Consider the following 11,479-nt stretch of genomic DNA (forward strand, 5'->3'; position numbering starts at 1 on the left):
AGCCCGCGCCGGATCAGCGCAGCCCGAGCAGCTCCCGCATCCGCGCGTACTTGCGGGCGAGCCGGTCCCGGGTCGCGGCGTCCAGCGCGGCCAACCGGCGCGGATCGGCGTTGTGCGCCAGATCCGCCTCCTTGACCAGCAGCGCGCCGGGGGTTGTCAGGATCCGCGCGGCGTAATCGGCCGGTTCCTCACCAGGTCTCTTGGTCACGGCGAGCACGATGTCCCGGGTCCCGGCCGGGAGCGGGGCCCGGTGGAGCCACTCCTCGGTCACCGCGCCGTCCTCGACGGCGTCGTGCAACCAGGCCGCGGCGATCTGGGCCTCGTCACCGCCGCGCTCCCGCACCCCGGCGGCCACCGCGGCGAGGTGCTCGACGTACGGCCGCCCCGCCTTGTCGACCTGCCCGCGGTGCGCCCGCGCGGCGAACTCGGCGATCTCGTCCAGGCCCATGCCCCGCGCTCCCACAGCCGAACCGTACAAGATCAACTCGCCAGCACCCCGGTGACCAGCGAGATCAGCCAGCACAGCAGGGAGCCGACGCCGGCGAAGGCCCGCACCAGGTTCCACCGGACCCACTTGCCCTCGAACCGCTCCCGCAGCGCGGCGGTGTCCTCGCCACCGGCGGCCAGCTCGTTGTTCAACGGCACGTTCACCGCCCCGGTGACCAGGAACACCACCAGGTAGAGCCCGGCGCCGGCGACCGCCCACCACGCCCCCGGAGCGGCGGCGGACCACACCAGCCACGCGGCCACCCCGCCCAGCACCAGGCCGCCGAGGAACATCGGCAGGAAGACCGGGTTCAGGATCGCCGCGTTGATCCGCTGCATAGAGGTGACGAACGCCCGGTCGTCGACGGCCCGCAGCCCGGGCATCACGGCGTACCCGAACCCGGCGAACAACCCGGCCACCAAGCCGCTGCAGCACACCGCAGCGACCACCAGCACCTCCACCAAAGCACCCATCCCAGCGGCGAACCCGGACAAAACCACCGATCACCATAGGCCGCCGAACGCCGCCCACCCCCGAATCGGCCCGAGATGCCCCGAAACCGCAACCGAGTGGTGATCCCCACACTCCCCGATCCAACCCCGGCGTTCGCTGTCCGCTGAACCCGAACGCACCCCGAACATGACAAACCCCACCCCACAACAAAAACGAGAAATCCCACCCCGAAACCCCCGCATAAACCCCAAAACCGACACACCCCAAGAACCAGAACAACCCAACCCGACCAAAAACCCCAGGCCACCACCCCGAAGACCAACACCAGCCAGCAACACCCGCAAACCAGATGCGACCGAGCCCCGGAACACCCCGGCCACGACGACGCCCGCAGCACAGACGCCCAAGCCCAGACCACCGGAGACTCGTCCACTGAAGCCCAGACCACCGAGAGCTGGGGCACTGAAGACCTGCGCGCACGACCGAGCACCCAAAAGCCGAGGCACTGAAACCCAGCAGCACCACCCGGAACGACCGACGAGCGAAGCGCGGAGAACAAAACGAACCGCTGGTCCCCAACCCAGGCCGGGAACGCCACCCATCGCAAGGAGCAGAGAAGAAGGTGCCCACCGCACCGTGGGGGCCTACGGGGGCTCGGCCCCCGTACAGAAATAGGAAGAAGGCCCCCGGTGAAGCATGAGCCGGGAGGCCTTCTTACGTGGGCGAGGAGGGAGTTGAACCCTCACGTCCTTTCGGACACACGGACCTGAACCGTGCGCGTCTGCCATTCCGCCACTCGCCCGTGGCTTGGCTGGAAGCTTACACTGACCGCTTCCGGCCTTCGGCACCGGGGTCGCTTTCGCTTCCCTGCTGCCCTGTTGGCGAAAGTAGATTAGCACGGGCTGACGAGGGGCTTCGGCGGGGGGTCGGACTTGTTGGGAACTGGGCGGTGTCCCGGCCCGTTGACCCAGATACGATGGGTGTCAGGAGTCGTACGCGTGGAAGGAAATTGCCGTGGGCCTCGTGCAGCGCTTTGAGCGCCGACTCGAAGGCATCGTCGGTAACGGCTTCGCGCGCGTTTTCGGCGGGAAGGTCGTGCCCCAGGAGGTCGCCCAGGCACTGCAGCGGGAAGCCGAGCTGCAGGTCCGGGAGCTCGCCGGGGGTCGACTGCTCGCGTGCAACCACTACGTTGTGCAACTGAGCCCGTCCGATCACGATCGGCTCACCGACGACGAGGACCGGGTGACCGACCTCCTCGCCGACTGCGTTCAGGAGCATCTCACCGAGCAGGGGTGGGACACATATGGTGACGTCGTAGTCTCCCTGGAGCGCTCTGAGACGCTGCACACGGGACAGTTTCGAATCAGCTCGACCGTCGACCCCGACGTGACTCGACGGCCGGCACAACCGCGTACCGCAGGAGACCGACCCATGAGCCAGCCACCAGGCCACTATCCCCAGGGAGATCCGTACAACCAGCAGGGGCAGTACGGCTACGACCAGGGTTACGGCCAAGGCCAGGACCCCAACTACGGCTACGGCCAGCAGCAGCCCCCGGCTGCCGGCTACGACCAGGGCTACGGCCAGCAGCCGCCCGCCGGCGGTTTCGACCAGGGCGGCTACGGCCAGCAGCAGCCCGGTTACGACCAGGGCGGCTATGGCCAGCCCGCCGGTTACGACCAGGGTTACGGCCAGCAGCCGGGTTACGACCAGGGCGGCTACGGCCAGCAGCCGGGCTATGACCAGGGCTACGGGCAGCAGCCCGCTGCCGGTTATGACCAGGGTTACGGCCAGCAGCCCCCCGCTGCCGGCGGTTTCGACCAGGGCGGCTACGGCCAGCAGCCGGGTTACGACCAGGGCTACGGGCAGCAGCCCGGTGGCTACGACCAGGGTTACGGCCAGCAGCCCGCTGCCGGTTACGACCAGGGTTACGGCCAGCCCGCCGGTTACGACCAGGGTTACGGCCAGCAGCCCGGTGGCGCCTACCCGCAGTCGGGCGGTTTCCCGGACCAGGGCGGCTACGGCCAGCAGCCCGGTGGCGCCTACCCGCAGAGCGCGCCCGGCGGTTACCCGCAGGGCGGTCCGCGCGGCATGATGACCGCGACCCTGCACCTCGACGACGGTTCGAACCGCTCGTACACGCTGCAGCAGGGCTCGAACATCATCGGCCGCGGCCAGGAGGGCCAGTTCCGGCTCCCCGACACCGGCGTCTCGCGCAAGCACATCGAGATCACCTGGGACGGCCAGAGCGCGATGTTGGCCGACCTCGGTTCCACGAATGGCACCACGGTGAACGGCACTCCGGTGCAGACTTGGCAGTTGGCGGACGGAGACGTGATCAGGGTCGGGCACTCCTCCCTGATCTTCCGCGCTCAGCAGGCCTGAGACCGCGAACCGCGTCCCCGACACGAGTAGGAGCGTTCACAACAAGTGCCAGAGCTGGTGATGCAGCTGACCAGAGCAGGGTTCCTCGCCCTGCTCTGGTTGTTCGTGCTGGCTGCGCTTCGAGTGGTTCGTTCGGACCTCTACTCGGCGTCCGGGATGCGGCTCCCGATGCCAGGTGCGGGTCGGGCCCCGGCCAAGGCCAAGGGCAGGAGCAAGGCACCACGCCAGATGGTGGTGACGCACGGTGCGCTCGCCGGCACGCGCATTTCACTGGACGGCCGGCCGATCCTGATCGGCCGGGCGGACGACTCCACGTTGGTCCTCGATGACGACTACGCGTCGACACGACACGCGAGGTTGTCCCTTCGGGGCTCCGATTGGTACGTGGAGGATCTAGGCTCCACAAACGGCACATACCTCGATCGGGCGAAGGTCACGGGGCCGACCAAGGTCCCGCTCGGAGTTCCGATCAGAATCGGCAAGACGGTGATCGAGCTGCGCTCATGACCCTCGTCCTTCACTACGCAGCCCGCAGCGACCGCGGCCTGGTTCGTTCCAACAACCAGGACTCGGTCTATGCCGGCCCACGACTACTCGCCCTCGCGGACGGCATGGGAGGCCATGCCGCCGGGGAGGTCGCCAGCAAGGTCGTCATCGCGGCGCTCGCGCCGCTGGACGACGACGAGCCCAGCGACGACCTGTTGGGTCAGCTCCGCAACGCGGTGCTGACCGGCAACGGCGCCATCGCCGAGCTGGTGGCCAACGACCCGGACCTGGAGGGGATGGGCACCACGCTGACCGCTGTCCTGTTCGCGGGCAGCAAGCTCGGCCTGGTGCACATCGGCGACTCCCGGGCCTACCTGGTCCGCGACGGCGAGCTGGCCCAGATAACCCACGACGACACCTTCGTGCAGTCGCTGATCGACGAAGGCCGGATCACCGAGGAGGAGGCCGCCAACCACCCGCAGCGCTCGCTGCTGCTGCACGCGTTGACCGGCCACGAGGTGGAACCGAGCCTGGCGATCCGGGAGGCGCGCGCCGGGGACCGCTACCTGCTCTGCTCGGACGGGCTGACCGGCCCGGTGAGCACCGAGACGCTGGCGGAGGCCCTGCGCATCCCGGACCCGCAGCAGTGCGCGGACCGGATGATCGAGCTCGCCCTCAAGGGCGGCGGTCCGGACAACGTGACCGTGATCATCGCCGACGTCGTCGACGTCGAGTTCGGCGACGACGCCCCGATCGTCGGGGGCGCGGCGGGAAATGGCGATGAGCATCCGCAACCCGATTCGTCGGCGGCGCGCGCTTCCGCGGTGACCATGCCGCGGCCGCAGCCGCAGCGTTTCGAACCCACCTCACCGCCGCCGGAGCTGCCGCGCAAGCGGCGTTGGCTGCGCTGGCTGCTGGTGATGTGCGGCGTGCTCATCCTGCTTGTTGGCGGCGGACTGGTCGGGCGTTGGTGGGTGCTCAACCAGTACTACATCGGTGCCAACGCCGCCGATGAGGTGGTGATCTACCAGGGCGTGCAGGGCAGCGTGCTCGGCGTCTCGCTGAACTGGCAGGTGGAGACCTCCTGCCCGCCGGACTCGGCCGCGGACTGCACCCCGATCAAGCTGACGGACCTGCAGGAAGCGCAGCGACCGGACGTGCGCAACGGCATCACCGAGGTCAACGGCCTGCAGGACGCCCGCGAGGCGATGCGCCGGCTGCGGATGACCGCGCTGCTGCCCGAGTGCCAGAAGCCCGAGCCGCCCGCGCAGCAGCCACCGGCGCCGCCGACCAACCAGCCCGGCGACGTCGTCCCGCCGCCCGGACAGCCGAACTCCGAGGTGCCTCCGCCGGATGACGCCACCCCGCTGCAGACGGAGGAGCAGAAGCCGGGCGTGACCTGCCGGATGGTGAGTTGATGCCCGAACCGGCCGCTCAGACCGGAGCGACCAGCGGCGCCCCGCGAGTTCTCACTCGGCGGGGCACCGAACTGTTCATGCTGGTTTTCGCTGCGGTGATCGTCACCTTCGCGCTGCTCATCGTGGAGATCTCCCAGGAGCAGACCGTCACCCGGGACCTGTTCCTCTACGGGGCTGCCTTCCTGGTGCTCTTCGGCGTGGCGCACTTCGCGGTGCGCCGCTGGGCGCCGTACGCCGACCCGCTGATCCTGCCGCTGGTGGCGCTGATCAACGGGATCGGTCTGGTGATGCTGCACCGGCTCGACCTCGCCGAGGTCTACGGCGGGCCGTTCACCGGCAAGCAGATCATGTTCAGCGCGATCGGTGTCGTGCTGTTCGTCCTGGTCCTGGCGTTCATCAAGGACCACCGGACGCTGGCCCAGTACGGCTTCACCTGCGGGTTCGTCGGGATCGCGCTGCTGGCGCTGCCCGGCCTGCTGCCCGCCAGCATCTCGGAGGCCAACGGCGCGAAGCTGTGGATCCGGTTCGGCCCGCTGGGCTCCATCCAGCCCGGTGAGTTCGCCAAGATCCTGCTGCTGATCTTCTTCGCCTCGTTCCTGGTCTCCAAGCGGGAGCTGTTCACCACCGCCGGGAAGCGCTTCCTCGGCGTGGACTGGCCGCGCCCGCGGGACCTGATGCCGGTGATCGCGGCCTGGGTGCTGTCCATCGGCATCCTGGTGCTGGAGAAGGACCTGGGCTCCTCGCTGCTGTTCTTCGGCATCGTGCTGGTGATGCTCTACATCGCGACCGAGCGCGCGGTGTGGGTGTTCCTCGGCCTGTCGTTGTTCGCGCTCGGCGCCATCATCGCGTTCAACCTGTTCGACCACGTCCAGGCCCGGGTCAACACCTGGCTGGACCCGCTGGCCGAGGGCGCCGCCAACGACCAGCTCCGCACCGGTCTGTTCGGGATGGCCAACGGCGGGATGTTCGGCTCCGGGCTCGGCTCGGGCCGGCCGTACCTGACCTCGTGGGCGGCCAGCGACTTCATCATCTCGGCCATCGGCGAAGAGCTCGGCCTGGTCGGGCTGATGGCCGTGCTGATGATGTACCTGCTGCTGGTGATGCGCGGTCTGCGCACCTCGCTGGCGGTGCGGGACTCCTTCGGCAAGCTGTTCGCAGGCGGTCTCGCGTTCACCATCGTGCTGCAGCTGTTCGTGGTCGCCGGTGGCGTCACCGGGCTGATCCCGATGACCGGTCTGACCGCGCCGTTCCTGGCGGCCGGTGGGTCGTCGCTGCTCGCCAACTACGTGCTGGTCGCTCTCCTGCTGCGGATCTCCGACGCCGCGCGGCGGCCGCAGACGCCTGCCAAGCCCAAGCCGAAGCAGGCGCCGATCGCGGAAGCGCATACGGAACTCGTGGAGCGTCCCCGATGAACAAGCCGCTGCGCCGAGTGGCGCTGGCCATGATGGTGATGGTCGTGTTGCTGATGGGCAACGCGACCTACATCCAGGTGATCCAGGCCAGCGAGCTCCGCGACCACGCCCTGAACAAGCGGACCCAGTACGAGGAGTTCGCCAGGGAGCGCGGGCAGATCATCGCCGGCGGCCAGTCGCTGGCCCGGTCGGTGCCCAACGAGGACAACCGCTACAAGTGGCTGCGCACCTATCCGAACGGCCCGATGTACGCCCCGGTGACCGGGTTCTACTCGTTCTACTACGGCTCCAACGGCATCGAGCGCGCCGAGGACAAGATCCTCACCGGCAAGGACGACAGCCTGGCCTTCGACCGGCTGTCGGACATGATCACCGGCAAGGAGTCGCGCGGCGGCAGCGTCGAGCTGACCATCAACACGGCCATGCAGGAGGTGGCCTACAAGGAGCTGACCAGCAAGGGCTTCTCCGGGTCGGTGGTGGCGCTGGACCCGCGGTCGGGCGAGATCCTGACCATGGTCAACGCGCCGTCCTACGACCCGGGACTGCTGACCTCGACCGACAACAACGAGGTCGCCAAGCAGTGGAACAACCTCAGCGAGGCCGAGGACAACCCGATGGCCAACCGCGCGGTCTCCGAGATCTACCCGCCCGGTTCGACCTTCAAGCTGATCACCACGGCCGCCGCGCTGCAGAACGGCTACCAGCCGAACAGCAAGGTGGAGACCGCCGCGCGCATCCCGCTGCCCGGCACCGCCAGCGCGACGCTGCCCAACTACGGCAGCAACACCTGCCGGGGCGACACGCTCACGGCGGCGGTGGCCTACTCCTGCAACACCGCCTTCGCCAAGATCGCCGGTGAGCTCGGGCCGGACAAGCTGCGGGAGACCGCGGCGGCGTTCGGGTTCGGCGACGACCTGCAGATCCCGATGAGCGTGGCCAAGTCCGACCTCGGCGCGATGGCCGACACCGCGTCGCTGTACCAGAGCGGTATCGGTCAGCGCGACGTCCGGGTCACCCCGTTGCAGAACGCGATGATGACCGCGGCCATCGCCAACCACGGCAAGCTGATGAAGCCGCAGCTGGTGAAGAACACCCGCTCGCCGGACATGTCGGAGCTGGACACCTTCCAGCCGGAGGAGATGAAGCAGTCGGTCTCGCCGGAGATCGCGCACATGCTCCGCGAGATGATGATCCAGTCGGAGAAGTACACCAAGGGCTCCGGCAAGATTTCCAACGTCGAGATCGCCTCGAAGACCGGCACCGCCCAGCACGGCGACCCCGGTGACAAGCCGCACGGCTGGTACGTGGCGTTCGCCCCCGCCGAGAACCCGACCATCGCGGTCGCGGTGATCGTGGAGAACGGCGGCGACGAGGGCGCCGAGGCCACCGGTGGCTCGGTCGCCGCCCCGATCGGCCGGGAGGTCATCCGGGCCGGTCTGCAGGGAGGTGGCTGACCCGTGCTGACCTCCGGCCAGTTACTCGCCGACCGGTACCGCCTCGGCAAGCGGATCGCGGTCGGCGGGATGGGCGAGGTGTGGGAGGCGGTGGACGTCCGGCTGGACCGGACGGTGGCGATCAAGGTGCTCAAGGCCGAGCTGTGCGGGGACGCGGAGTTCCTGCACCGCTTCCGCACCGAGGCGCGCACCACCGCATCGCTGAACCACCCGGGCATCGCCGCGGTGCACGACTACGGCGAGACCGCCGCGATCCCGGACGGGCCGGAGGACACCGCCTACCTGGTGATGGAGCTGGTCGAGGGCGAGCCGCTGGCGGCGATCCTCGCCCGCGAGGGCCGCATCAACACCGACCACACGCTGGACATGCTGGAGCAGGCCGGCCAGGCGCTGCAGGCCGCGCACGAGCGCGGGCTGGTGCACCGCGACGTCAAGCCCGGCAACATCCTGATCACGCCCGACGGCAAGGTGAAGCTGACCGACTTCGGCATCGCGAAGGCCGCCGACTCGGCGCCGGTGACGCGGTCCGGCATGGTGATGGGCACCGCGCACTACATCGCGCCGGAGCAGGCCCTGGGCAGCGACGCCACCCCGTCCAGCGACGTGTACTCGCTGGCCGTGGTCGGCTACGAGTGCCTGATGGGGCACCGCCCGTTCCTGTCCGACAACGCGGTGACGGTCGCGATGATGCACATCCGCGACATCGCGCCGCCGCTGCCGCCGGACGTGCCGCCGGGCGTGCGCGCGCTGATCGAGGCCACCATGGCCAAGGATCCGCGGCGCCGCTACGCCGACGGTGGCGAGTTCGCCGGCGCTGTCGCGGCGGTGCGCTCGGGCCGCCCGCTGCCGACGCCGTCGTCGCTGGTCCTGCCGCAGCAGCGCCAGCAGATGAACGTGCCCGTGCCCAACACCGGCGTCCATCCGATGCCGACCCAGCTCCCGCCGATGGGCAACACCTACCCGCCGGGGCTGATCCCTCCGCAGGCGCCGGCCCCGCAGCTGCCGCCACCGCAACCGCCGCCCACCTCGTCGGCCAACAAGGTCGTGATCTGGGTGCTGGTGGCGGTGCTGGCCATGGCGGTGCTGGCAGCGGTGGGATTCACCACCTACTGGCTCGTCAACCGCGGCGAAACCCTGGGTGCGGAAGCTCACGGCCTGGATTCCGCCGCGGCGCTGGGCCACACTGCGCTACGGCAACCGGGCCCGGTGGTGCTGCCGGGCACCGGAGTCGGGGGAACACCACTCGTCCCGTCGGCCGGCGAGGACGGATCGGCATGATGGGACGATCGTTGACAAGGATCGGAACGACGCTTCGATGAGTTCACCCCGACTTCTGTCCAACCGATACGAGCTCGGCGAGACGCTCGGCTACGGCGGCATGTCCGAGGTGTTCCGCGGTCGCGACACCCGGTTGAGCCGGGACGTGGCGGTGAAGATCCTGCGCGCCGACCTCGCCCGCGACCCCACGTTCCAGCTGCGGTTCCGGCGCGAGGCGCAGAACGCCGCCGCGCTGAACCACCCGGCGATCGTGGCCGTCTACGACACCGGCGAGACGGACACCGAGAGCGGGCCGCTGCCGTACATCGTGATGGAGTACGTCGACGGCCGGACGCTGCGCGACATCGTCAAGACCGAGGGGCCGCTGGCGCCGCGCCGGGCGATGGAGGTCATGGCGGACGCTTCGGCGGCGCTGGACTTCAGCCACCGGCACGGGATCGTGCACCGCGACGTCAAGCCGGCCAACATCATGATCACCAACTCCGGTGCGGTGAAGGTGATGGACTTCGGCATCGCCCGGGCGCTGGCCGACGGGCAGGCCGCGGTCACCCAGACCGCCGCGGTGATCGGCACCGCGCAGTACCTGTCGCCGGAGCAGGCCCGCGGCGAGGCGGTGGACGCGCGCAGCGACGTCTACGCCTCCGGCTGCGTGCTGTTCGAGCTGCTCACCGGGGAGCCGCCGTTCACCGGCGACTCGCCGGTCGCGGTGGCCTACCAGCACGTCCGGGAGGAGCCGCGCAAGCCCTCCGACGTCAACGCGACGGTTCCCGCGTCGCTGGACGCGGTGGCGCTCAAGGCGCTGAGCAAGAACCCGGCGAACCGCTACCAGTCGGCCGCGGAGATGCGCGCCGACCTGGTGCGGGTGCTGTCCGGGCAGCGCCCGAAGGCCCCGATGATCATGTCGGACGAAGAGCGCACCGCGATGCTCTCGCAGTCCGCGGCGACCGAGCTGATGCCGCCCGGCAGGCACCGGTCGGTGGACCGCGACGCGGAAGAACCGGTCGACGACGAGAAGGAGCGCAAGCGCCGCCGCACCCGGACGGTCGCGCTGGTCACGGTGGCCTGCGTGGCGGTGTTCGCGCTGGCCGCGTGGGCGGTCACGCTGCTCATCGGCAGCGGCGCGGAGAAGACCGAACCGGTGCCGAACTTCGTGGGCATGATGAAGAACGCCGCCCAGGAACGGGCGATGACGGAGAACTGGAACGTCAAGCTCACCGCGTGCCCGTCCTCCCGGGAAGAGATCGACAAGGTCGTCAAGCAGAAGCCCGAGTACCCGGCGCATCTCAACAGGGAGACGGCCAGCATCGATCTGTGCATCGGCACCGGGCCGGAGAGCGTGCAGGTCCCGGACCTGGAGGGCCTGTCCATGACCGAGGCGCAGCAGGAGCTGGAGAAGGTCGGGCTCAAGCTGGGCATCACGCCGAAGTACGAGGAGACCTCCGACCCGCAGCTGTTCCAGCGGATCATGAACTGGGACAGCCGGGGCAGCTCCGTCGCCAAGGGCACCACGATCAACGTCGTGATCGGTCAGAAGATCGAGACGGTCACGCTCCGCGACCTGCGCGGCATGTCCTACGACATGGCCAAGGCCTACCTGGACGGCGCCGGCTTCACGGTCAGGAAGCAGACCCGCGACTCCGACCAGCCCGCGGACACGGTGATCGACCAGTCGCCGGCCGGCGGCACCTCGGTCCGGCCGAAGAGCGAGGTGGTGCTGGTGGTCTCCAACGGCCAGCAGATCACCGTCCCGCAGCTGACCGGCATGTCGCCGAGCGAGGCCAAGCAGGCGCTGCAGGCGCTGGGCTGGAACGGCAACATCAACGAGGTCACGCAGGAGACCGCGGACAAGGACATGGACGGCAAGGTCGTCGGTTCCTCGCCCGGCTCCGGCCAGAAGGTCGGCAAGACCCAGACGGTGACGATCTACGTGGGCGACTACACCAGCTCGCCGACCACCAGCCCCGGCAACGACGGCGGGTTCCTACCGCCTTTCGGCTGAGCCCGGACGAGCACCTCCGGCCGGAAGGTGCTCCTCCGGGGGCTGGATGAATGCCGTGATCGCGCCCGGCGGATGTTGTTAGCATCCCCGGTGCCGACCGCGGGACT

At 69.3% G+C, this 11,479-nt stretch carries 9 protein-coding genes and 1 tRNA gene; 7 read left to right on the top strand and 3 right to left on the bottom strand.

The annotated features are described in order from the left end of the window. Positions 1-13 precede the first annotated feature (13 nt). From ATL45_RS13125 to ATL45_RS13135, 3 genes are all read right to left on the bottom strand, one after another. Positions 14-463 carry an HD domain-containing protein gene (locus tag ATL45_RS13125; RefSeq protein WP_246025316.1) on the bottom strand — a complete coding sequence of 150 codons (450 nt, stop codon included), beginning with the start codon at positions 461-463 and terminating at the stop codon, positions 14-16. A 17-nt stretch (positions 464-480) separates the two neighbouring features. Beyond that, positions 481-960, bottom strand: coding sequence for an anthrone oxygenase family protein (locus ATL45_RS13130; protein ID WP_093150607.1), 480 nt, complete (start codon positions 958-960; stop codon positions 481-483). 699 nt (positions 961-1,659) lie between these two features. Continuing rightward, positions 1,660-1,742, bottom strand: a tRNA-Leu gene (locus ATL45_RS13135). A 212-nt stretch (positions 1,743-1,954) separates the two neighbouring features. On the opposite strand from ATL45_RS13135, the gene ATL45_RS13140 reads away from it, so the two are divergent. Genes ATL45_RS13140 through pknB form a run of 7 tightly spaced genes read left to right on the top strand, consistent with a single transcriptional unit; the run spans position 1,955 to position 11,372 of the window. Further along, positions 1,955-3,325 (top strand): FhaA domain-containing protein, encoded by a 1,371-nt coding sequence (locus ATL45_RS13140; protein ID WP_093150610.1) that lies wholly within the window; start codon positions 1,955-1,957, stop codon positions 3,323-3,325. A 45-nt stretch (positions 3,326-3,370) separates the two neighbouring features. Continuing rightward, positions 3,371-3,832, top strand: coding sequence for an FHA domain-containing protein FhaB/FipA (locus tag ATL45_RS13145; protein ID WP_093150611.1), 462 nt, complete (start codon positions 3,371-3,373; stop codon positions 3,830-3,832). Continuing rightward, entirely contained in the window at positions 3,829-5,229 is a 1,401-nt protein-coding gene (locus tag ATL45_RS13150) for a PP2C family protein-serine/threonine phosphatase (protein WP_093150614.1), read from the top strand. The genes ATL45_RS13145 and ATL45_RS13150 overlap by 4 nt, the downstream gene beginning before the upstream one ends. Then, positions 5,229-6,641, top strand: a complete 1,413-nt coding sequence (locus ATL45_RS13155; RefSeq protein WP_093150616.1) for an FtsW/RodA/SpoVE family cell cycle protein — start codon at positions 5,229-5,231, stop codon at positions 6,639-6,641. The genes ATL45_RS13150 and ATL45_RS13155 overlap by 1 nt, the downstream gene beginning before the upstream one ends. Further along, positions 6,638-8,095, top strand: a complete 1,458-nt coding sequence (locus ATL45_RS13160; RefSeq protein ID WP_093150618.1) for a peptidoglycan D,D-transpeptidase FtsI family protein — start codon at positions 6,638-6,640, stop codon at positions 8,093-8,095. Before ATL45_RS13155 ends, ATL45_RS13160 begins: the two co-directional genes overlap by 4 nt. Before the next feature lie 3 nt (positions 8,096-8,098). Continuing rightward, positions 8,099-9,373, top strand: coding sequence for a serine/threonine-protein kinase (locus ATL45_RS13165; protein ID WP_093150621.1), 1,275 nt, complete (start codon positions 8,099-8,101; stop codon positions 9,371-9,373). A gap of 37 nt (positions 9,374-9,410) precedes the next feature. Next, positions 9,411-11,372 carry a Stk1 family PASTA domain-containing Ser/Thr kinase gene (pknB, locus tag ATL45_RS13170; RefSeq protein ID WP_093150626.1) on the top strand — a complete coding sequence of 654 codons (1,962 nt, stop codon included), beginning with the start codon at positions 9,411-9,413 and terminating at the stop codon, positions 11,370-11,372. The last annotated feature ends 107 nt before the right edge of the window (positions 11,373-11,479 follow it).

The organism is Saccharopolyspora antimicrobica (assembly GCF_003635025.1).
GTDB classification, from domain to species: domain Bacteria; phylum Actinomycetota; class Actinomycetes; order Mycobacteriales; family Pseudonocardiaceae; genus Saccharopolyspora; species Saccharopolyspora antimicrobica.